This is a genomic window from Mesorhizobium sp. M0833 (assembly GCF_040319905.1).
Taxonomy (GTDB): Bacteria; Pseudomonadota; Alphaproteobacteria; order Rhizobiales; family Rhizobiaceae; genus Mesorhizobium.
The window spans coordinates 124,342-145,359 of sequence record NZ_JAMYOQ010000013.1 but is presented as its reverse complement, the minus strand read 5'-3'; the positions used below and the strand labels follow the sequence as shown (position 1 = coordinate 145,359).

The window sequence follows — 21,018 nt, the reverse complement described above, 5'->3', positions numbered from 1 at the left end:
TCTCAATCCGAACCCGCGAGCAGAAAGGTCACCGCGCCATGCCTGGCGACAGTCACAGTCGAACGCAACCGCCGTCCGCTTGACGTGATCTGACAGGCTCACGTCCTGCCGGACGGCAAGGAGTGAGCCATGAACGAGTTTTCCCCCGTTGCGGGCGGCGATGCCATCGCCATCGCCCGCGTACTTGCTAACGAACATGTCGCCGACATGGTCGAGGCGCTGAACCAGGAGCCTCGCGAGACGGCATCGGAGCTGCTTTGCGAAGTGCCGTTCGAGCGGCTGGTCGAGATCTTCGACCAGCCGAAGCTCAACGGCGCATCCGAACTCGTCGAGGCACTACCCCGCATCAAGGCAGGCAGACTGCTTGCCGCCATGTCGGTCGACCGCGCCGCCGACATACTGCGCGATCTGAACGAACCGGCTCGTTCCGAGCTGCTCGGCGGCCTGGCGCCACCGCTGCGCGCGACGCTGCTTGCTATTCTCGGCTACCCCGAGGGCAGCGCCGCCTCGCTCATGACGACTGAATATGTCAGCGTGCCGCCGGACTGGAGCGTTGCCCGCACGCTGGATTACATTCGCAAGGTCGAGCGGACGCGCGAAACCGTCTACGCGATCTACATCGTCGATCCGCAAACGCAGGTCCTGTTGCGCTCGACCAGCCTGCGTCGACTGATCGCTGGCGAACCCGACGAGCTGATCATGGCAATAGCGCCGGATCGTGCGCCTATCACTGTTTCACCGCTGACCGATAGTGAAAAGGTTGCTCAGTTGATCTCCAAATATGATCTGCTCGCCGTCCCGGTCGTGGACAACGGCAAGCTGCTCGGCATCATCACCATCGACGACATTATCGATACGATGATCTCGGGAACGACCGAGGATGTGCATCGTTTCGGCGGCGTGGAGGCTCTCGACGAGCCCTATATGAAGATGGGGTTTCTGGCGATGATCCAGAAGCGCGCCGGGTGGCTGTGTGCGCTGTTTATCAGCGAGATGCTGACCGCCAACGCGATGCAGAGCTACGAGGGCGAGCTGGAAAAGGCGATCGTGCTGACCCTGTTCATTCCATTGATCATGAGCTCCGGCGGCAATTCCGGCTCGCAGGCGACCTCGCTCGTCATCCGAGCCCTGGCGCTGCGCGAGATCGGCCTTGGCGACTGGTGGCGGGTGGCCCTGCGGGAGCTGCCCACCGGCCTGGTGCTTGGCTCGATCCTTGGCGTAGTCGGCGTCTGCCGCATCGCGCTCTGGCAATATTTCGGCTTCTACGACTACGGCCCGCACTGGCCGCTGATCGCAATGACGATCGGCGCCACACTGGTTGGCATCGTCACCTTCGGCTCGCTGTCTGGATCAATGCTGCCGTTCGTCCTGAAGCGCATCGGCTTCGACCCGGCCAGCGCATCAGCCCCGTTCGTCGCCACGCTGGTCGACGTCACTGGGCTGGTGATTTATTTTTCGGTGGCGCTGGTAATCCTGCGCGGAACGTTGCTGTAAGATCACGCACTTCCATCGCGGCAATCTCGTTGCCGCGATGGGTCGTCGTCGCGTCAGACGCGCTCACCATCTCTCACCCGGTAAGTCGGTTTGTACATGGTGACGAGTTCTTCCGCCGCGGTCGGATGCACCGCCATGGTGCGATCGAAATCATCTTTGGTCAGCCCGGCCTTCAGCGGTATGCCGAGAAGCTGCGCCATTTCGCCGGCGTCCGGCCCGAGGATATGGGCGCCGAGGACCTTTTTCGAGCCGCCGTCGACGACCAGCTTCATCAGCATCTTTTCATCGCGGCCGGAAAGCGTGTGCCGCATCGGCCGGAAGGTGGCGCGGTAGATTTCAAGATCCGAAAAGCGCTTTGCCGCCTCATCCTCCGACAGGCCGACCGTGCCGATCTCGGGCTGTGAAAAGACTGCGGTGGCGATCGTGTCATGGTCGGGCGCCGTCGGCTTGTCCTTGAAGGCGGTCTCGACGAAGCACATCGCCTCGTGGATCGCCACCGGCGTCAATTGCACGCGGTGGGTGACGTCACCGATCGCCCAGATGTTGTCGATGTTCGTGCGGGAGTATTCGTCGACCTGGATTGCCCCGGTTTTGGTCATCTCGATGCCGACGCCTTCCAGCCCCATGTTCTCGGTATTGGGAATGCGGCCGATGGCGAGCATGACCTGGTCGACCGTCAGCACGGTGCCGCCGGTGACAAGCGCGTCGAGCCGGCCGTCAGGGCGCTTCCTGACCCACTCGGACACGGCGTGGCAGAGGATTTTTATCCCCTTCTTTTCCATCGTCTCGTGCAGCATGCGTCTGAGGTCCATGTCGAAGCGGCTGAGTATCTCCTTGCCGCGATAGACCAGAGTCGTGTCGACGCCCAGCCCATGAAAGATATTGGCGAATTCGACGGCGATATAGCCGCCGCCCTCGATCATGATTGCCTTCGGCAGTTCCTTGAGGTCGAAGGCTTCGTTGGAAAAGATGCAGTGCTCATGGCCGGGCAATGCCGGATGCGGCGCCGGGCGCCCGCCGGTAGCGATCAGGATCTGGTCGGCGGTAACGGTGCGATCCTCACCGAGAAGATGCACCACATGCGGATCGACCAGGGTGGCGCGCGAATGAAAGACCTCACCGCCGGCGCCCTGCACGTTCTTCTTGTAGACGGCCTCCAGCCGGCTGATTTCGCGATCCTTGTTGGCGACCAGCTTCTGCCAGTCGAAATGCCCCTCAGGCACCGTCCAGCCAAAACCGGCAGCGTCGGCGAAATGCTCGGGGAATTGCGAGGCGTAGACATAAAGCTTCTTCGGCACGCAGCCGCGGATCACGCAGGTGCCGCCGTAGCGGAATTCCTCGGCAATGCCGACACGCTTGTCGAGTAAGGCAGCGACGCGCGCCGCCCTCACCCCGCCGGAGCCGCCGCCGATGACGAAAAGATCGTAGTCGTAACCGGCCATGGTCCAGCTCCTGCCCCTCAAACAACGAGACAGGTAGGCTGCCAGCCACCAAAAGAAAAGCCCGGACTTGCCGGGCTTTCTGGTCCAGTGGCGGTCAGGCCACTCGGAAGTCCCCGATCAATTCGGCGTGGCGTCCGCGGGAGCAGCCCCGTCTGCCGGGGCGGCACCCTCGGCAGGTGCAGCCTGCGCCTTGGCATTCGCCGCTGCACCCAGGGTCTCGCCGACCTGCTGGGCGAGATCGCGAGCGAGGCCGTTCTGCCAGATCTCGGCAGCCTTCACCAGTTCGCGCGTCACGATCGGGCCGTTGTCGAGCAGCTTCTTGCCGGAATCGGAATTGTAGAAGGCGGCGATTTCATTGAGTTCCTTTTCCGAGAACACCTTTGCGTAGGCAAGCGCTGCTTCCTTTTCCAGGTCGGCGCGGCGCGATGCCAAGGCCATCGCCTTCTCGTTGATCGTCTTGGCGATCAGTTCCTGCATGTCCGGGTTCTTCTGGATCAGCTGCTGCTCGAGCGCCGCGGCCGCTTGCGGCAGGATGTTGTCGAACGTATCCGTCGCATGGATCGCCGCGACCGCGGCACGCGCCGCCTTCAGATGCGCATCAGTGACGTCCTGCGAAAACGCCGGCGACGAAAACGCGAAAACGGCCGAGGCCGCCAGAATGGCAAAAAAGCGGCCAACCCGGTTATGCAACATCATGATCGGTAAAACTCCTTGGTTTTCGGGCGGCATGGACGGTTTGGATGCCGTCGCCGCCGGCTATGATGGCCGTTGTCGCCAGCCCGATGAAAAGACCATGCTCGACCACGCCGGGAATGGCGTGGAGAGCATTCGAAAGCGCTCTTGTATCCGGAATGCGGCCAAAAGATGCATCGAGGATAAAATGGCCGCCGTCTGTAACAAATGGCTGGCTCCCCGTCATCCTCAATGTAACAGGGCCGGAAAGGCCCAGGTTTGCAGCCGCCGCGCCAACCGCAATTTCGGTGGCGCGCAGGCCAAACCGGTTGACTTCGATGGGCAGCGGAAAGCGGCCGATCATCTCGACCATCTTGGAGCTGTCGGCGATGACGATCATGCGGGCGGAGGCCGCCGCGACAATCTTTTCGCGCAGCAGCGCGCCACCGCCGCCCTTGACCAATATCAGCGCCGGATCTATCTCGTCGGCGCCGTCGATGGTGAGGTCGAGCTCCGGTGTTTCCTCGAGGGTTGACAGCGGCACACCAAGCTGGGTGCAAAGGACGGCGGTGCGCTCCGAGGTCGGCACGCCGATGACAGTCAGGCCGGTGGCGACCTTGTCGGCGAGCAGCCGCACGAACTCATCCGCTGTCGTACCGGTGCCGATGCCGAGCCGCATGCCATCCGTGACATGGGCCAGCGCTGTCCGCGCGGCCTCAACCTTCAATTGCCTCGCATCCATTGCCGGGCCCCACGATTTGTTTCGGCGCTCGTAGCATTTTTGCCGAGCTGGTCAAAGGACCTTGCCCGCGGTGGATAAGCCGGCTTGCCTGAACGGGCCGCAGCGGTTATCGCCTGCCGGCAATCGAATCGTCACAGGACAGGCCATGACCCGACCGACCATCGTGTTCGACCTCGACGGGACGCTGATCGACACGGCGCCGGACCTGCTCGACAGCCTCAACCACAGCCTTGCCGCCAGCCAGCTCGCGGCCGTCGACGAAGCCGGCTTCAAGCGTTTCGTCGGCCATGGCGGCCGCGTGATGATCGAGCGCGCCCATGCAGCGCAGCACAGGTCGCTGGCCGTGGAGGAGCACGATCGGCTGCTAAAGCTGTTTCTGGACCATTACACCGTTAACATTCCCGGCAAATCGCGCCCCTACCCGGGCGTTCCCGAGGCGATCGCACGGTTCGAGGCAGCCGGTTACCTGCTGGCCATCTGCACCAATAAATACGAGGCCAATTCGGTGGCACTCATCGAGGCGCTCGGCATGACCAGGCATTTCGCGGCGATCTGCGGTCAGGACAGTTTTCCGTTCCGCAAGCCCGACCCGCGCCATCTCACGCGGACTATCGCGCGCGCCGGTGGCGACCCGCACCGTGCACTGATGGTCGGTGATTCGCAGACCGATATCGACACGGCAAAGGCCGCCGGGATTCCGGTAGTGGCAGTCGATTTCGGCTACACTGATCGTCATGTGCGGGAGTTCGAGCCGTCGGCGGTGATCTCGCATTTCGATTCGCTGACGCTCGATCTGGTACAAGGGCTGATGGCCGCGGCGGAGGGCTGAAGCCGGTCATAGTCCAGACGGCCAGATGACGGCCGACAAGTGGTTGACTTCGCAGGCCGGCCTCCCTTATATCGCGGCGCGCTTGGCCTTCGGGCAACGAGCGGGCGATTAGCTCAGCGGGAGAGCACACCCTTCACACGGGTGGGGTCGCAGGTTCAATCCCTGCATCGCCCACCATCTTTTCGGCACTTAGCCATCACCGACGGGGAAGGCTGCCGTGATCGAGAACCAGCGCATGATCGCATTGGTTTTCCGTGCGCTTTTCCGCAAGCTATAAGACTGACAGGCACACTTACGCTTAGCACAATTGCCGGTCTGGACGATCCGCAAGCCCGAGTCCGGGAACAAACCCGTATGTAGATGAGTTTCTGCTCATCGAAATGTGAGGGAAAGCCATGTCCAGACTTGTTTTGGCGGCCGCCGTGCTGCTTGTCGGCGGATCGGCCTTTGCCGCGGACGAAAATCCGGTGCCGCCGCAGAATGCCAAGAAGCTGTCGGAAATCATCGCCAAGGTAGAGCAGCGCGACGACTTCCGCTACATCAAGGAAATCGATTGGGACAGCGGCGCCTACACCGTCATTTATTACACGAACGACAAGGCGAAAGTTGAAATCACCTATGATCCGGTGACAGCTGCGCCGAAATGAAGCTGGCCGCCAACGGTCCAGATTCTAAAAAATGCCTCTCCTCGAAGGCCCGCGGCCTTCGGCACACCCTTGTGTAGATATGACTTTGATGGCTGACTGGGTGCTATCATTTGCGCGCGGGGGTGGGCATGGCGACGGTAAAGCACGTATTGAAACGCTTTCTGATGATGCTCGCGGGTTATTTCATAGCGGTATTGGTTGGGCTGATCGCGGTGGCGGCAATCTATGGCGGGCTGAGTTCGCTGCCAAATGCGCCGAATTATTTCGACGTCATGGGTGTCACCCCCGTTGCGGTGCTGCTGTTGCCGCCGCTCGGCATGTTCATCTATTTTCTGACGATTGTGATGACCGGCCTGCAGACGCTGATCTTCGCACTGATTGCCGAGTTTTTCTCGCTGCGCAGCTTTTGGCTGCACATGATCTTCGGCGCGGCGGCCGCGGTTGGCGGCTTCGCCTTGATCTGGCCCAGTGTACCGGACGACACGAACCCGGAGCGCTGGGCCGATATCGGCATCATTGCCGCCGCAGGCGTTGTCGCGGGCTTGGTCTATTGGCTCATCGCCGGACGCGATGCGGGTTTCCGGCGTCCACTGTTTCAGCGCTAGAACCGTATCTCTCAGCTGGCCGGCGAACGCACCGCTTCCGTGCTGTCGAGCGCCTGCTGCAGCCTTGTGTCGCGGCCGTAGACGTCATTGAAATATTCGACGGTACCGGACAGGTCCGGCCATGCGGTGAAATAGGCGACATAGACCGGGATCTTGCGTGTCACGTCCTCGGTCGAATGTCCGTGTTTCAGTCTGTCCTCGATGTAGTCGACCGAGGTACCGAGCACGGCAGCCGCCATGCCGCGCGGATCCTGCAAGCGAACGCAACCATGGCTGAGCGCGCGCATGTCGCGCTGGAAAAATGACTTCTGTGGTGTGTCGTGCATGTAGATGGCGTGCTTGTTGGGAAACAGTATCTTCAGCTCGCCCAGCGCATTGGCCTCGCTCGGCAGCTGGCGCACGCCGTAGGGTATCTTTGCGCCATAGGCCCCCCAATCGACTGAGGATGAGGGAATGCGCTTGCCGCGGGCATTGACCACCTCATAGCCGGCGCGGTCGAGATAGCCAGGATCCCGCCGCAGCCGCGGCAACATCTCGTTGACCAGGATCGACTGCGGCACGCCCCAATAGGGATGAAAGTCGACCTGCTCGATCTGATCATAGAAGAAAGCAGTCTGGTTGGTGGGCCTGCCGACTACGGCGCGGGTCTTCAGCTTCTCCTCGCCGTCGTCGATATAGCTCGCGGTGAAAGCCGGCTGGTTGATGAAGACGCGCGGGCTGCCGAGGTCGGAAGGCAGCCAGCGCAATTCTTCGAGCGCAACCCGAACCTTCTGAATTTTGTCGGCCTTGGACGTTCCGGCCAACGATGCGACGGTACGCGGGCCGATGACGCCGTCGCCTTTCATGCCGGCCCGTTTCTGCACCGCCTTGATCACCGGCACCAGCTCCGGATCGTAGACCTCGCTGGTGGCGAGCCTCGCCAGCACCTCGCCATAGGCACCGCCCATCTCGTCATCGAGATTGCGCGCGATCCTTGTCAAAAGCTTCGGCAGCTCGGGGCTGGTCTGCCCCGGTTTCAACAGCAGATTGGGATCGACGACGATCTCGTCCTCGGCGCTTGCCTGTAGCGATTCCAGTTCGACGCGCAGCGCCTGATACTCGGAATTCTGTGGATGCCGTGATTCGAGATAAGTACGCACTTGCTGGGTATGGGCCAGCGTCTTCAGTACCCCTTCCATGTCGAGCGGCTTCGGCGGAAAATCGTAGTAGCCGGTGATGCGGTTGGGATCGACGCGGCCGCTTTGTGCGTCACGGGCGTAGCGCAGGACACGGGCCGACATCGCCATCTCGAAGCGAACCAGCTCTTTCAGGCGCTCATCGGCATTGCCCGCCGATGCGCCTGCTGCCGGAACTTCGACGGTGTAGTCGGCGGGCGTCAGGCCGTAGCTCGCGGCCTCGCCCAGCACCCGCACCGCATCCTCGGCACGGCTGTTGGGACTGGTTCCCGTCACCCAGATGAAATCCGGATTGGCTGAGTAGTACGCGATCAGCGCCTTGGCGATGTCCTTCTCGGCGTAGAGATCATAGCCGTCGAGCCCGGCAATGGCTTCGCGGAATGCAGCCCCGGTGGCCGTCGGCTCGAATGCAGCATCCTGAGGCGTTGCCGGTTCAGGCGCTGCCGACAGTGCCGAAAAATCGACGCGCACCAGTGGATCGCTCTTGTAGGTGTAATAGGACGGGCTGCTGATTTGCGCACCACCACCCCCACCGGAAGCGGCTGGCGCCTTGGGCTTGTATTTTGACGGTGGCGGCGGAAAGTTACCTTTCGGCGGTGCGTGTTTGACGCCGCCGCCGAAAAGCATGTCGAAGAACCCTTGCGCTTCAACCTGCGGCGTCCCGAAGGCCAACATTGCCGCGGCCACCGCGAACGGCAGCACGGTTGCTTTGTTTCCAAGGAGTTTCATGGATCACCCGCTCCGGTTGAACCGGATCCCGTTCCGCACCGCTTTCACGGTCTCGCCCACCCCATGGCGGATGTAAGGCGTGACTACACTGATTCATACTGATTTCGTTAAGCTTCCATAAATTTCGGAACGTCTGTTGCAGAACGGTTTCACAACGTCGTGACGGGTCAAGCGAATCCGTCGCCGTCCTCGGCCAGAACGGCAACCGTCCAGTGACCAAGTCTCACGCGTTTGCGCCGCCGTCGATGGTCAATGCCGCGCCTGTCACGAAGCGTCCTTCGGGACCGGCAAGCCAGGCGACCATGCCGGCGATCTCGTCGGCCGTTCCGAAGCGAGGCATCGCCATCTTCTGGCGCTGATGCTCGGCGTGCGGGCCGGCTGCCGGATTCATGTCGGTATCGGTCGACCCCGGATGGACGACATTGGCGGTGATGCCGCGCGGACCGAGATCGCGGGCAAAGGCCTTGGTCAGGCCAACCAAGGCAGCCTTGCTGGCCGAATAAGCGCTCAGGCCGGCGTCGGTGGCACGCTCGGCCAGATTGCTGCCGATCGAGATGATCCGGCCACCCTCGCCCATATGTGCTGCTGCCGCCTTGACGGCGACGAACGGGGCCCTGAGGTTGACCGCCATCGTCTCATCGAAGTCGGCAAGCGACAGAGCATCGATCGGCGCAGCGCGCCAGATGCCGGCGCTGTTGACGAGGATGTCGAGCCGTCCGAAGGCTTTTGCTGCCTCATCGACTGCCGCCTCGATCGCCGCAGCATCCCGATTGTCGGCCTTGATGGCAAAGCCCCGGCCGCCGGCCGCCTCGATTTCCCTGACCACCGCGAGTGCCCTTTCCTCACCATTCACATAGGTGATCGCCACGCCTGCGCCGTCGGCCGCGAGCCTTCTTGCGATCGCCGCACCAATGCCGCGGCTGCCGCCGGTGACGAGGGCGGCCTTGCCGTTCAAGCTTCTGGATGACATCTGCTTCTCCATTTTGTAGTAATTGATACATAAATATCTGCCAGCCTTGCTGAACCACGTCAACTGAATTATGTATCGATCAATACAGAAAGGATGCCATGCCGGAACGAGGCCGCCCCCGCACCTTCGATCGAGCCGCCGCCTTGCGGCGCGCAATGGAAGTGTTTTGGGTCAAGGGTTATGAGGGCGCGTCGATAAGCGATCTGACCGCTGCAATGGGCATCAACTCACCCAGCCTCTATGCCGCCTTCGGCAGCAAGGAAGCGCTATTTCTCGAGGCAACCGAGCTTTACACGCGGGTCGAGGGAACCGAGATCTGGTCCGCGCTGGAAAAGGCGCCGACCGCGCGCCAGGCCGTCGAGCGGTTCCTGCGGCAGACTGCCAGGGCCTATTCACAGACCGGTCGTCCGCAAGGCTGCCTTGTCGCGCTCGGCGCATTGCACCAGGACTCAAGCCGCGGCGCCATCTGCGATGATCTGCGCCGTCGCCGCGCCGAAAACCGCGAAGCGTTGCTGAGACGCTTCGAGCGTGGCGTGGCCGAAGGAGAGTTGCCGGCCGATTTCGACTGCGGTACGGCCGCGACCTTTTACGCGACCGTGCAGCACGGCATGTCTATCCAGGCGCGCGACGGCGCGTCGCGCTCGGCCCTTCTGGCGACGGTGGCCGGGGCAATGGCGGCTTGGATAGCGATGGCCGGCACCGGGGTGGCGGCGTGACGATCGAACCCGGCAGACAAGACCAGACATTCAGATCACTGCAGAGACGGCTCCAGCCTGCCGGCAACGAAGCCAACGGCACGCTCCACCACACCCCTGTCGGCGAGAATGCGGCGGTGGCCGAGCCCGTCGGCCCAGTACAGCCGCACATGGTCTCCGGCGCGCGCGTAGAGCCTTGCATGATCGGCGGACACTTCGCGGTCGTCCGGCGCGTGGATCACCAGCGTCGGCAGCAGCGTGCTTGCCAGCTGGCGATCACCGGTAAACTCGTGCAACGGCCGGCCGGCGATACGCTCGACCCGGTCGGCCATGGCGACCTGCGAGCGCGAGCCGACATTCAGCATGCGACTGAAATCAGCAAAGATTGCCGGCAGTGAGCTCGGCGCAGCGATAAGCACCAGTCGCCCGGCCGCCAATCGCGGGATGTTCCTGATTGAACCGGCAACTGCATTGGCGGCAACGGCACCACCAAAGGAATGGCCGACGATCGCGGCAAACGGCCCGAACCATTCGCCGGCAACCCGTGCCGCGTCGACCGCACTGACCAGGGTAAGCCGGCGGCCCTGCGACTGGCCGTGGCCCGGCAGGTCGAGCGAGACGACCTTATAGCCAGCATCGCGATAGGCTTCGATCAGCGTGCGCATGTATTCGGTGCGCGAACGCCAACCATGGATGACGAGCACGGTGCCGGCAGTGGCCCTGCCCGGCTCGGGCCGGAATTCATGCACCATGACGCAGCCGGTTCTGGTCTTTAGCCGGTGATGTCGTGCCTGGGTCATGAAATCGGCGGCGCGATCGATTGCGCGGCGCTCGCCTTCACTCAAGCTCTTCTCATGCGGCGTGCGGCAGAACAGCTCGAATGCAGCGCGCCCGGTGAGTCGCGGTGCCACATGCTCAGCCACTCCGAACGTGCCGCGGATGACCTTCAGTCCAAATGATGCCATAGTGGCGATCCATTCATTGGTTCAAGCATGAACATAATAGTTCAAACATGAACATTAAGCAAGACCTGCCCTGGGACAACCCGCGCTTTCGCAACTGGGTGGCAGTGGCGCGCGCATGCCACGTGCTGGAACGCACCCTGGCGGTGAAGCTGGCGCCGCTCGACCTGAAGCCGGCGCAGCTCGACGTGCTGATGAACCTCTACCGTCATCCCGGCATGTCGCAGCACGACCTCGCTCGCCGGCTGCTGGTCGGTCGCTCCAACATCACCATGCTTTTGCCGCAGCTGGAGACTCGTGGCCTGCTGCGCCGCGAGGGCGACGAGAAGGACAAGCGCGTGCTGCGGCTGACGTTGACCGAGACCGGCGAGGCACTGCTGATGCAGGCGCTGAAGGTCCATATGGCGCTGATCGAGAAGGCGATGAGCCAGTCGACGCCGGAGCAATGCGACATGATCGGCGAACAGATGCGTAGGGTTGCCGAGGTTTTGAAGACCGCCTGACAGCCCAGCGCTCCACCAACAAGTGCTTCACCACATCGATTTTTTCGCGCGCTCCGGCCATTCCTTGTCGTAGACCTCGCCGTCGATGTTCTTGCGGCTGGTGATTTCCAGGATTTGGCCGGGAGTCGGCAGCGATCTCGGGTCGACATGCCTTGCCGGATTCCACAACTCCGACCGGTGGATGGCGCGGGCGCACTGGAAATAGACCGTATCGACCTCGATGACCGTCACCGAGCGCGCCGGCTTGCCTTCGACTGCGAACGAGTCGCAGAGCGCGGCATCGGTGGTGATGTGGGCGCGGCCATTGACGCGCAGCGTCGTGCCGGAACCCGGCACCAGGAACAGGAGCGCGACGCGCGGATCGCGAAGGATGTTCCTTAGCGAATCGGCACGGTTGTTGCCGCGCCGGTCTGGCATCATCACCGTTTTCGGATCGTGGATGCGGACGAAGCCGGCGAGATCGCCGCGCGGCGAGCAGTCCAGCCCTTCAGGCCCGCAGGTTGCGAGCACGGCGAACGGCGAAGCCTCGATGATAGCTGCGTATTCGGGAATCAGCTGATCGAGTTCTTTGACCACCGACGCCTCGCCAGGCAGGCCATAGAGCGTTTCGAGCTGTTCGACGCTGGTGATCATGGACATGTTTTCGTCTCCAAAGCTTTGCCGGCGCTACTCCAGATGCATGACGTTTTCACGACATCGTGCCCGCTTGCCGGTCATCAGGAAACGGGTGTCGAGGCAACGCGAAGAAGGGCAAACCGCTTTCACCTACACAATCGCACCGACGGATACGGAGACCGAAAATGGATAAACCGCTCGACCGGCGACGCACCGCCATGGAACTTATTGAAAACATGTTCAATGTTGAAATGCGTTTCCTGCAATCAGGGTCGGAAAGCCTCGATGTGCTTGCCAGCGCATTCCATGCCGAGATTGTGGTGCATGAGCCGCAGTCCCTGCCCTATGCCGGTGACTGGAATGGCCTCGACGGCGTTGGCGCTCTTTTCCGCAACATGCGGGAAATCTGGAGCGACGTGGCGGTGGAGGATCTTCAAACCGCCCAGAACGATAACGTGGTGTTCATGAGCTGCATGCTTTCGCTGACGTCGCGAGCCACTGGTGCAACAATCATACAGCCGTTTGCCGAAGTCTTGCGCTTCAAGGATGACCGACTGATCGAAGGCACGCCGTTTTACTATGACACCGGCGAGATACTGGCGATCCTGCGCTGAGCATACCGCGAAACCATTCAGCGGTCGCGGCTCAGCCCCTTCTCTTCCAACTCGGCGAGATAGGCGGCCCAGCGTGCGTCCTTCTCATGACCCAGCGTATGCAGGTAGTTCCAGGTGAAGATACCGGTGTCGTGGAAATCGTCGAAGGTGATGCGCACGGCATAGTTGCCGACCGGCTCGATCTTCAGGATCGCCACATTGCGCTTGCCGGGGACGGTGACGCGCTGTTCGGGCGAATGGCCCTGCACCTCGGCCGATGGCGAGGCGACCCGCAGAAGCTCGGCCGGCAACTCGAACGGCTGATGTCCCGGAAAGGTCACGGAAAGCAGCTTGCGATCTTTCGAGACCCTGAGTTCCTTCGGCGCTGTCATGGTGGTGGATCCTGCGGAGAACCGCCCTTCCCTACGCCGCTTCGTGTCGAGGGAAAAGGCCGCATCGAAAGTTCCGACATGATCTGTCGGCGTCGGAATGTTACCGGAGATCGCGAGCTGATATCTTGAATGGCAAGTTGGCTCGTATCACATAGCTATATATAACGAAGCCGTTCACGGCCACGGGAAGCGTACAGCATGGATATGATCGATCCTTTCGGTCGCACGATCACCTACCTGCGCGTGTCGGTTACGGACCGCTGCGATTTTCGCTGCACCTATTGCATGGCCGAGGACATGACCTTCCTGCCCAAGAAGGACCTGCTGTCGCTGGAAGAGCTCGACCGGCTCTGCACGGTCTTCATCGAAAAGGGCGTGCGCAAGCTCCGCCTCACCGGCGGTGAGCCGCTGGTACGCAAGAACATCATGCATCTTGTGCGCCAGCTTTCGCGGCATCTCGAGAGCGGTGCGCTGGAAGAGCTGACGCTGACCACCAATGGATCGCAGCTTTCCCGCTTTGCCGCCGAGCTCGCCGACTGCGGCGTCAAACGCATTAACGTCTCGCTCGATACTCTCGATGCCGACAAATTTCGACAGATCACCCGCTGGGGCAATCTGGACAAGGTCATGGATGGCATCGACGCCGCGCAGGCGGCCGGGCTGAAGGTAAAGCTCAACGCTGTGGCGTTGAAGGACTTCAATGACGCCGAATTGCCGGACATGCTACGCTGGGCGCATGGCCGCGGCATGGATCTGACGGTCATCGAAACCATGCCGATGGGCGAGATCGATGCCGACCGCACCGATCAGTATTTGCCGCTGTCGCTGCTGCGTGCAGCACTCGAGCGCCAATTCACGCTGAGCGATATTCCCTACAAGACCGGTGGCCCGGCCCGCTACGTCCATGTCGCCGAGACCGGCGGGCGGCTGGGCTTCATCACGCCGATGACGCATAATTTCTGCGAAAGCTGCAACCGGGTCCGGCTGACCTGTACCGGTACCCTTTACATGTGCCTCGGCCAGGAAGATGCCGCAGACCTGCGCGCGCCACTGCGTGCGTCGGAAGGCAACGAGCTGGTCGCCGATGCCATCGACGACGCAATCGACCGCAAGCCCAAAGGCCATGACTTCATCATCGATCGCCGCACCAAACGTCCGTCGGTGTCGCGGCATATGAGCGTCACCGGCGGCTGATTTTTAGCCGATTTCGTGCAAGAACAATCGCCTTGGTATCAGCGCGAGGCAAGGCGTGCAGCGGTTTCTTGTAGTCCTGACGTTTTTCGGAGTGATGGCGGGGACCGTGGCAGTTGCCGCGTCATTTACCTATACGAACGAGCGCTTCGGTACCGTCTGCACCTTTCCGGATGAAATCTTCACTCTTCGCCAGGCTGAGCCGGATAATGGCGATGGACAACAGTGGCTCACTGCCGATGGCGCCAGCCTGATCTGTTCAGGCATTCTCAATGTCGATGATGACACCCCGAAAGCCTTCCTCTCCGCCGAGAGGGCCAGCCAGGAACCTGGCTATAAGATCACCTACAGCAAGACCGGCAAGGACTGGGCGGTGCTGTCGGGCATCAAAGGCGGGAACGTCTTCTACGAACGCCGCCTGTTCGGAAAAGATGGTGTCATCCGCACGGTCTGGATCGACTATCCGCCAGCCCTGAAATCGAAATACGACCCGCTCGTCGGTGCCATCGCCGGCAGCCTCAGGGGGCCGTGAGCATCCGGCCCGTCTCGACGTATTCGCAGCCTATTGTTTTTGCTGATGAATTAAGGCTGACGCGTGTAGTCGTACTGCACGGCGAGCCATTTCCTGCCGGTGCCATTGGCCTGGAGGAAATGCTGCTCGGCCACCTCGTGGTTGTCGCCATCCCTGGAAATGATGAAATCGGAGGCCGTGTATCGTCCTTCGACCTCGGGCCCGAAGCCGACGAAACCAAGCGGCTCGAAAAGCAGTGAAATCTTGCCGTCCTCCTCGCCACCAAAACTCCAGGCGGGCATGATCCCTGCCGGGAAACGGGTGTCCATGGAGACATACTTCCAGCGGCCCTCCACCCGGTCATAGCTCAAATAGGCTATCCGCTGGAAGTCCGGGATTTTCGACCCGGGCGCCGGGCGCATCACCTCCTGCATGAAGGGGCCGATCATCGTACGTTCGGCCACCAGCCCGGTCATCACGATCGGCTGCGCACCGGGGGTTGGCCAGATCGTGTTGACGACGTTCCATTTCCCGATGCGGCGAGCGAGCTCATTCGCTTCGTGACCCGGCGTGGACATCCGTTCGACTGCCGACGCCGAAGCGCCGTTCTCGGCCAACGCAGGCGCTATCGCCATGAAGATGACCGCCAGTGCAGAAGAGAACCGGAAAGCCGACGAAACGTGCCGCCTGCTGCCTGTGCCAAGCCTGGCCGCATTGCCCCGTGCATTCGTCATGGACCACCTCCCCGGACAAGATCAGAGGCCTACAATGACCAATTTGGCGACTCTTGCCGAGCAAATTGATCTCGTCGAGAATTTTCCTCGAGCGGCAGTGTGATCGATTTGCTATCCGAACCGAACCTTTAAAAGGGCACCTTTCGGGGTCACACCCAGAAAAGGTCTTGTCCGCAAACGGTCACCGGATTTACCGCAAGCCCATTCGAGCCTAGCCTCTGCTCTGGAGCGGTTCTTCGCCCAGTGGGGGAATACGATATGCGCAAACTCATTCTTTCTCTTGCATTGCTCAGCCTCGCGGCCCTGCCCGCGGCGGCCCAGTCGATCGGCGGCACCTATGCCGTGGCCGGCACCAATTTCGATGGATCGTCCTATGGTGGCAACGCGACGATCACGCTGACCAGCGAGACGACCTGCACGATCCATTGGGAGACGGGCAGCTCGTCCTCGGACGGCATCTGCATGCGCAACGACGATGCCTTCTCCGCCGGTTATGTCATGGGCAAGGCGGTCGGTCTTGTCGTCTACAAGGTGCAGGACGACGGCTCGCTGCGGGGCCTGTGGACGATTGCCGGTAAGGAAGGCAACGGCACCGAGGTACTGACGCCCAAATAAGCCCTGCCGCTCTTGCGCGACAGATGTTACGGGCCATAGAAAGGCTGTGGCCCAGCCCTTTGAGGTTGCTGTTTTGCGGGTGCCTGCTAGACGCTTGCTGCAGGATTCACCCGGTAATCTGCCTTGCCTCTTTCGCCAAACCTGCGCGGCGCGTTGTTCATGATGGTGGCCATGGCTGGTTTCACCCTCAACGACGCTATCACTAAATTCTCGTCGGAATCGATGAACATGGCGCAGGTCATGCTGATCCGCGGCGCCTTCGCTTCGCTTTTCGTTGGCCTGCTTGCGTGGCAACGCGGCGCGCTTGCCCGGCCAGGTTCGATGCTGCAGCCGACCGTTGCGCTGCGCGTTGCCAGCGAGGCCGGCGCCACGGTGTCGTTCCTGGTTGCTCTGGCGCATCTTCCGATCGCCAATGTCTCCGCCGTGCTGCAGGCGCTGCCGCTGGCGGTGACGATGGGCGCAGCGCTTGTGTTCAACGAGGGCGTCGGCTGGCGGCGCTGGCTGGCTATTGCCGTCGGTTTTGCCGGCGTGCTGATCATCGTGCGGCCGGGCTTCGAAGGGTTCAGCGTCTTTTCTCTGCTGGCGCTGGCCAGCGTGGCATGCTGTGCGGTGCGCGATCTCGCCACCAAGCGGATACCGCAGGCAATTCCGACATTGCTGGTGTCGAGCGCCACCGCCCTTGCCATGACGTTTCTGGGCGCGGCATTGCTTTCACCGATGGGCGGTTGGACACCGATGACAGGACAAAGCACGGCGTTTCTGGCGCTGGCGGCAGTGCTCGTGCTCATCGGCTACCACTTCATCATCACGGCGATGCGGGTGGGCGATATCTCCTTCATCGCGCCGTTCCGTTACACCGCCCTGCTCTGGTCGATCCTGCTTGGCTTCACGATCTTCGGCGATGTCCCGGATCTGCCGATGATCGTCGGTGCCACGATCATCATCGCCTCAGGCCTCTATGCACTCTACCGCGAACGGATCGTCGGCCGGCGAAAAACAGCCGCCGAAAGCACTGGACCGGACATGGCGCCGGACGGCATATAGGATGACTGTCGACGACTGTCCGATTTGAAAACTGGATTTTGGTCATTGGGTCTAGGCAGCAAACGATGGGCCGACATATCGCAGGGATCATTCTGGCCGGCGGCCGATCGAGCCGGATGGGTGGCGGCGACAAGACCCTGCTTGCGCTTGGCGACGGCACCTTGCTCGACCGTGTCGTTTCGCGCCTTGGCCCGCAGGTCGGCCCGCTTGCGCTAAACGCCAATGGCGATCCGACACGATTTGCCGCGACGGGGCTTCCGGTGCTTGCCGACACCGTCAAAGGTTATGCCGGGCCGCTTGCCGGGATACTGACCGGCCTCGAATGGGCTTCCGACACGGCCTGCCAGGCGCTGGTCACGGCTGCCGGCGATACGCCTTTCCTGCCCAAGGACATGGTCGAGCGGCTGCTCGCGGCAGCCTATGCGCGCCCGGGCTCTATCGCGGTCTCCTGTTCCGGCGGAAAACGGCATCCGACCTTTGCACTCTGGCCGCTAGGGTTAGATCAGGCCTTGCGACAATTTCTCGTCGAGGAAGACAACCGGCGCGTTGCGGCGTTCATCGACCGGCACGGTTTTGTCGAGGTGGAATTTCCCATCCTGAAATCCGGCGGAGCCGAGATCGATCCGTTCTTCAACATCAACACTCCCGACGACCTTGCCCAGGCCGCGCATCTGTTGCAGAGCATCGAGCCATGAAAAGACGTATCTTTGGCATCACCGGCTGGAAGAACTCCGGCAAGACGACATTGACCGAAAAGCTGGTGGCCGAGCTCGTCCGGCGCGGCTGGAAAGTGTCGACGGTAAAACACGCCCATCATGATTTCGACATCGACAAACCCGGAGCGGACAGCTTTCGCCACCGGCAGGCGGGAGCGATGGAGGTCGCGGTCGTGTCGGGCAGGCGCTGGGCGCTGATGCACGAATTGCGCGGCGAGGACGAGCCGACGCTGGACGCGATCCTGTCACGGCTGGCACCCTCCGATATCGTGCTGGTCGAGGGTTACAAGCGCGAGGCGCACAAGAAAATCGAGACGCGACGGCTCGAGGCCAAGGACCGGACACCGCTCTCTGCAGCCGATCCACACATTGTCGCCATCGCCTCCGACTTCCACATTGTCGGCGAAGACCTGCCGGCCTTCGATCTCGACGACACGAATTCGATAGCTGACTTCATCGAGCGCGCCACCGGCCTGACGCGCTGAGATCGCGGCCGCAGGGGGTTCCGGCCACTTTCTCTCCATTTAGGCGTTTGACCCAGCGTCACCGTTTTCTGAACATGACCTTCCCTCAAGCGACGGTTTTTGCAGTTGCTTTTTCTTGGGAAACAATGGGAGTATCGCGCCAGCGGGCGGTCAAAAGCACCGCCCACAGAGCCGTTCGGGAACGACGGCCGGGACCAACAGAGAGGACCATTATGCGTATTGCACTGCGTATCGCGCTCGCCGCTTCGGCTGCGCTGCTGACGCTTGGCGTTGCCCAGGCCCAGGAAAAAACCTTGAGGATCGGTACCGAGGGAGCGTATCCGCCATTCAACAACCTCACCGCCGACGGCCAACTCGTGGGCTTTGATATCGACATCGCCAAGGCGCTGTGCGACGAGATGAAGGTGAAGTGCACCTTCGTCGCGCAGGACTGGGACGGCATCATTCCAGCCCTTCAGGCAGGCAAGTTCGACGCCATCGTCGCGTCGATGTCGATCACGCCGGAACGCGCCGAGAAGGTCGACTTCACCCACAAATATTACAATACGCCGCCGGCGATCGCCGCGCCCAAGGACACCGACATCAAGGGTGTCACCAAGGAAGATTTGGCCGGCAAGACGATCGGCGTGCAGGCGTCCACCACGCATTTCAACTATTCGACCAAGACTTATACCGAAAGCACCGTCAAGCCGTACCCGACCGCACAGGAATACCAGCTCGATCTGGCCAATGGTCGGCTCGATGCCGCCAATGACGACGTCGTCGTGCTGCAGCAATGGCTGGATTCGCCGGACGGCGCCTGCTGCAAGCTGGTCGGCACAATCAAGCCGGTTATCGAAATCCACGGTCCGGGCGCCGGCATTGCCGTGCGCAAGGGCGAGACCGACCTCGTCAACCAGTTCAATGCGGCGATCGACGCCATCCGCGCAAACGGAAAGTACAAGGAAATCAACGACAAATACTTCAAATATGATGTTTATGGCGGCGAGTCCTGATCGACCGACATAGGAGGACGTGAACGGCGGGAGATTCCCGCCGTTCTTATAAGGTTGCCGCGCACCAGGGGTGATGCGGTACGGGTCTCAAAGAGCCTAAAGGAGAACAGGCAGGCGGATGCAGAGCGCACTGACGCTTCTCAGTTGGGGACCCGAAGGCTGGCTCGACGATATCGCTGCGGGTGTATTTGTTACGGTATGTCTTGCGCTGGCCACTCTGCCCTTCGGGCTGACGCTCGGCTTTTTCGTGGCGCTGGCCAAACAGTCGGAAGAGCCGTCGCTGAGACTGGCCGGGAACATCTACACCACGATTTTTCGCGGAATACCCGAGCTGCTCACGCTGTTTCTGATCTTCTTCGGCATCCCATTGATCCTGCAGTACTTTGTCCGGCTGGTGAGCCCCGGAACGTCCGCCGACGTCAACAGCTTCGTCGCCGGTATGATCGCGCTGTGCTTCATTTTTTCCTCTTATTCCAGCGAGGTGTTTTTATCCGCGTTCCGCGCCATTCCAAAAGGGCAATATGAGGGAGGCTATTCGGTTGGCCTGTCCAGCGGCCAGACTATGCGGCTGATCGTGCTGCCGCAGTTGATCCGCATCGCGTTGCCCGGACTTGCCAATCTCTGGCTTATCCTGCTCAAGGACACCGCCCTCGTCTCGGCCGTCGGCCTCAACGAGATCCTCCGCCAGAGCGGGGTTGCCGCTCGCGTCACCAAGCACGCGTTCCTGTTTTACGGTTTTGCCGGCCTGATCTATCTCCTGCTGGCGATCGTCTCCTCCTTCGGCATCAACGCGATCGAACGAGCGGTCGGCGGCAGCGAGGTCAAGAGATGAGCCTTGCCACCGACGCGCTGAAGGTCGACCGGCCGCCGCCGCCCGCACGCGGCTGGTCGCGCCAACGCATCCTCGGCCATGTCCTGGTCGGCCTGTGGATCGCTCTCGGCATTGGCATGGTCGTCTACCTAGTCGCTGCGTGGAACCCGGAGTTCTTCCAGAAATATGCACCCGGTTACATATCCGGCCTCGGCATCACCCTGTTGCTGGTTGCCATCTCGATTGTGCTTGGCGCGATCCTGTCGGTACCGATCGCCTATGCACGCATGTCGAAGAACCCGATCCTTTCGGGGTTCGCCTATGCCTATGTCTATTTCTTTCGCGGCACGCCGCTGTTGGCGCAGACCTTCCTGGTCTACTACGGGGTCGGCTCCTTCCGGCCGGAGCTCGAGATGGTCGGACTATGGGGCTTCTTCCGCGAAGCGTTCAACTGCGCGATCTTCGCCTTTTCGCTGAATACGGCCGCGTACCAGGCCGAGATCTTGCGTGGCGCGATCGAGAGCGTGCCGCGGGGCCAATGGGAAGGTGCCGCCTCGCTCGGCCTGCATAAACTACAGACGATGTGGAAAATCATCCTGCCACAGGCGCTGATTGTGGCGCTGCGCCCCTATGGCAACGAGATCATCCTGATGATCAAGGGCTCGGCGATCGTCGCCATCATCACGGTCTACGATTTGATGGGCATCACCCGGCTCACCTATGCGCGCACCTTCGACTTTCAGTCGTATATCTGGGCGGCGATCATCTATCTGGTCATCGTTGAAACACTGCGCCACGGCGTCGAGTGGATCGAACGGCGCATCACCATCCATCTGCACCGCTGACTCCCA

At 61.6% G+C, this 21,018-nt stretch carries 26 protein-coding genes and 1 tRNA gene; 18 read left to right on the top strand and 9 right to left on the bottom strand.

Annotation, left to right across the window (positions count from 1 at the left end):
• The first annotated feature begins 129 nt into the window (after nucleotides 1-129).
• Nucleotides 130-1,494: a magnesium transporter gene (mgtE, locus tag NKH98_RS17170; protein WP_352899984.1), complete on the top strand. Its 1,365-nt coding sequence runs from the start codon at nucleotides 130-132 to the stop codon at nucleotides 1,492-1,494.
• Nucleotides 1,495-1,547: 53 nt separating this feature from the next.
• On the opposite strand, the gene gor is transcribed toward mgtE, so the two are convergent.
• From gor to rpiA, 3 genes are all read right to left on the bottom strand, one after another.
• On the bottom strand, nucleotides 1,548-2,936 hold the full coding sequence (gor, locus tag NKH98_RS17165) for a glutathione-disulfide reductase (protein WP_352899981.1): 1,389 nt from the start codon (nucleotides 2,934-2,936) through the stop codon (nucleotides 1,548-1,550).
• Between the two features lie 117 nt (nucleotides 2,937-3,053).
• The gene (locus tag NKH98_RS17160) at nucleotides 3,054-3,632 is read right to left on the bottom strand and encodes a DUF2059 domain-containing protein (protein WP_352899978.1); all 579 of its coding nucleotides are present in this window, start codon (nucleotides 3,630-3,632) and stop codon (nucleotides 3,054-3,056) included.
• Nucleotides 3,619-4,350: a ribose-5-phosphate isomerase RpiA gene (gene rpiA, locus NKH98_RS17155; RefSeq protein WP_352899975.1), complete on the bottom strand. Its 732-nt coding sequence runs from the start codon at nucleotides 4,348-4,350 to the stop codon at nucleotides 3,619-3,621. The genes NKH98_RS17160 and rpiA overlap by 14 nt, the downstream gene beginning before the upstream one ends.
• A gap of 145 nt (nucleotides 4,351-4,495) precedes the next feature.
• On the opposite strand from rpiA, the gene NKH98_RS17150 reads away from it, so the two are divergent.
• The 4 genes from NKH98_RS17150 (at nucleotide 4,496) to NKH98_RS17135 (ending at nucleotide 6,431) form a co-directional block, all read left to right on the top strand.
• Nucleotides 4,496-5,179, top strand: a complete 684-nt coding sequence (locus NKH98_RS17150) for a phosphoglycolate phosphatase (protein WP_352899972.1) — start codon at nucleotides 4,496-4,498, stop codon at nucleotides 5,177-5,179.
• A gap of 102 nt (nucleotides 5,180-5,281) precedes the next feature.
• A tRNA-Val gene (locus NKH98_RS17145) sits at nucleotides 5,282-5,356 on the top strand.
• A gap of 218 nt (nucleotides 5,357-5,574) precedes the next feature.
• A complete protein-coding gene (locus NKH98_RS17140) occupies nucleotides 5,575-5,826 on the top strand; it encodes a PepSY domain-containing protein (RefSeq protein ID WP_254817240.1) in 252 nt (83 codons plus the stop codon).
• Between the two features lie 128 nt (nucleotides 5,827-5,954).
• Nucleotides 5,955-6,431, top strand: a complete 477-nt coding sequence (locus NKH98_RS17135) for a hypothetical protein (protein WP_254817402.1) — start codon at nucleotides 5,955-5,957, stop codon at nucleotides 6,429-6,431.
• An 11-nt stretch (nucleotides 6,432-6,442) separates the two neighbouring features.
• Here the strand turns inward: NKH98_RS17135 and NKH98_RS17130 are convergent, their stop codons facing one another.
• The gene (locus NKH98_RS17130; protein WP_352899969.1) at nucleotides 6,443-8,335 is read right to left on the bottom strand and encodes a L,D-transpeptidase family protein; all 1,893 of its coding nucleotides are present in this window, start codon (nucleotides 8,333-8,335) and stop codon (nucleotides 6,443-6,445) included.
• Between the two features lie 223 nt (nucleotides 8,336-8,558).
• Nucleotides 8,559-9,305: a 3-oxoacyl-ACP reductase family protein gene (locus tag NKH98_RS17125; RefSeq protein ID WP_352801581.1), complete on the bottom strand. Its 747-nt coding sequence runs from the start codon at nucleotides 9,303-9,305 to the stop codon at nucleotides 8,559-8,561.
• A gap of 98 nt (nucleotides 9,306-9,403) precedes the next feature.
• Here NKH98_RS17125 and NKH98_RS17120 point away from each other — a divergent pair, with 98 nt between their 5' ends.
• Nucleotides 9,404-10,021 (top strand): TetR/AcrR family transcriptional regulator, encoded by a 618-nt coding sequence (locus NKH98_RS17120; protein WP_352899966.1) that lies wholly within the window; start codon nucleotides 9,404-9,406, stop codon nucleotides 10,019-10,021.
• Between the two features lie 35 nt (nucleotides 10,022-10,056).
• Here the strand turns inward: NKH98_RS17120 and NKH98_RS17115 are convergent, their stop codons facing one another.
• A complete protein-coding gene (locus NKH98_RS17115; RefSeq protein ID WP_352508427.1) occupies nucleotides 10,057-10,965 on the bottom strand; it encodes an alpha/beta hydrolase in 909 nt (302 codons plus the stop codon).
• Nucleotides 10,966-11,012: 47 nt separating this feature from the next.
• Here NKH98_RS17115 and NKH98_RS17110 point away from each other — a divergent pair, with 47 nt between their 5' ends.
• Complete coding sequence (locus NKH98_RS17110; RefSeq protein WP_352689332.1) at nucleotides 11,013-11,465, top strand: MarR family winged helix-turn-helix transcriptional regulator; 453 nt, start codon at nucleotides 11,013-11,015, stop codon at nucleotides 11,463-11,465.
• 27 nt (nucleotides 11,466-11,492) lie between these two features.
• On the opposite strand, the gene NKH98_RS17105 is transcribed toward NKH98_RS17110, so the two are convergent.
• Nucleotides 11,493-12,104, bottom strand: a complete 612-nt coding sequence (locus NKH98_RS17105; protein WP_352899964.1) for a pyridoxamine 5'-phosphate oxidase family protein — start codon at nucleotides 12,102-12,104, stop codon at nucleotides 11,493-11,495.
• 161 nt (nucleotides 12,105-12,265) lie between these two features.
• Between NKH98_RS17105 and NKH98_RS17100 the strand changes: the two genes are divergently transcribed.
• Entirely contained in the window at nucleotides 12,266-12,694 is a 429-nt protein-coding gene (locus tag NKH98_RS17100) for a nuclear transport factor 2 family protein (protein ID WP_254817245.1), read from the top strand.
• Nucleotides 12,695-12,711: 17 nt separating this feature from the next.
• Here the strand turns inward: NKH98_RS17100 and NKH98_RS17095 are convergent, their stop codons facing one another.
• A complete protein-coding gene (locus tag NKH98_RS17095; RefSeq protein ID WP_023717628.1) occupies nucleotides 12,712-13,065 on the bottom strand; it encodes a gamma-butyrobetaine hydroxylase family protein in 354 nt (117 codons plus the stop codon).
• A 198-nt stretch (nucleotides 13,066-13,263) separates the two neighbouring features.
• Here NKH98_RS17095 and moaA point away from each other — a divergent pair, with 198 nt between their 5' ends.
• Both moaA and NKH98_RS17085 read left to right on the top strand, forming a co-directional pair.
• Complete coding sequence (gene moaA, locus NKH98_RS17090; protein WP_352899960.1) at nucleotides 13,264-14,259, top strand: GTP 3',8-cyclase MoaA; 996 nt, start codon at nucleotides 13,264-13,266, stop codon at nucleotides 14,257-14,259.
• A gap of 55 nt (nucleotides 14,260-14,314) precedes the next feature.
• On the top strand, nucleotides 14,315-14,788 hold the full coding sequence (locus NKH98_RS17085) for a hypothetical protein (RefSeq protein WP_352899959.1): 474 nt from the start codon (nucleotides 14,315-14,317) through the stop codon (nucleotides 14,786-14,788).
• A 50-nt stretch (nucleotides 14,789-14,838) separates the two neighbouring features.
• Here NKH98_RS17085 and NKH98_RS17080 read toward each other — a convergent pair whose 3' ends face one another.
• Entirely contained in the window at nucleotides 14,839-15,384 is a 546-nt protein-coding gene (locus NKH98_RS17080) for a DUF1579 family protein (RefSeq protein ID WP_352899956.1), read from the bottom strand.
• A gap of 16 nt (nucleotides 15,385-15,400) precedes the next feature.
• On the opposite strand from NKH98_RS17080, the gene NKH98_RS17075 reads away from it, so the two are divergent.
• The 8 genes from NKH98_RS17075 (at nucleotide 15,401) to NKH98_RS17040 (ending at nucleotide 21,012) form a co-directional block, all read left to right on the top strand.
• Nucleotides 15,401-15,604, top strand: a complete 204-nt coding sequence (locus NKH98_RS17075; protein WP_254817250.1) for a hypothetical protein — start codon at nucleotides 15,401-15,403, stop codon at nucleotides 15,602-15,604.
• 155 nt (nucleotides 15,605-15,759) lie between these two features.
• Nucleotides 15,760-16,116, top strand: coding sequence for a hypothetical protein (locus tag NKH98_RS17070; protein WP_352899953.1), 357 nt, complete (start codon nucleotides 15,760-15,762; stop codon nucleotides 16,114-16,116).
• Nucleotides 16,117-16,239: 123 nt separating this feature from the next.
• Nucleotides 16,240-17,160, top strand: coding sequence for a DMT family transporter (locus NKH98_RS17065; RefSeq protein WP_352540518.1), 921 nt, complete (start codon nucleotides 16,240-16,242; stop codon nucleotides 17,158-17,160).
• A gap of 65 nt (nucleotides 17,161-17,225) precedes the next feature.
• Entirely contained in the window at nucleotides 17,226-17,855 is a 630-nt protein-coding gene (gene mobA, locus NKH98_RS17060) for a molybdenum cofactor guanylyltransferase MobA (protein WP_352478875.1), read from the top strand.
• Nucleotides 17,852-18,361 carry a molybdopterin-guanine dinucleotide biosynthesis protein B gene (mobB, locus tag NKH98_RS17055; protein WP_352645712.1) on the top strand — a complete coding sequence of 170 codons (510 nt, stop codon included), beginning with the start codon at nucleotides 17,852-17,854 and terminating at the stop codon, nucleotides 18,359-18,361. Before mobA ends, mobB begins: the two co-directional genes overlap by 4 nt.
• A gap of 212 nt (nucleotides 18,362-18,573) precedes the next feature.
• Nucleotides 18,574-19,356, top strand: coding sequence for an ABC transporter substrate-binding protein (locus NKH98_RS17050; protein ID WP_352898892.1), 783 nt, complete (start codon nucleotides 18,574-18,576; stop codon nucleotides 19,354-19,356).
• A 118-nt stretch (nucleotides 19,357-19,474) separates the two neighbouring features.
• Nucleotides 19,475-20,188, top strand: coding sequence for an ABC transporter permease (locus tag NKH98_RS17045; protein ID WP_254817256.1), 714 nt, complete (start codon nucleotides 19,475-19,477; stop codon nucleotides 20,186-20,188).
• Complete coding sequence (locus NKH98_RS17040) at nucleotides 20,185-21,012, top strand: ABC transporter permease (RefSeq protein ID WP_254817257.1); 828 nt, start codon at nucleotides 20,185-20,187, stop codon at nucleotides 21,010-21,012. The genes NKH98_RS17045 and NKH98_RS17040 overlap by 4 nt, the downstream gene beginning before the upstream one ends.
• Nucleotides 21,013-21,018: the final 6 nt, after the last annotated feature.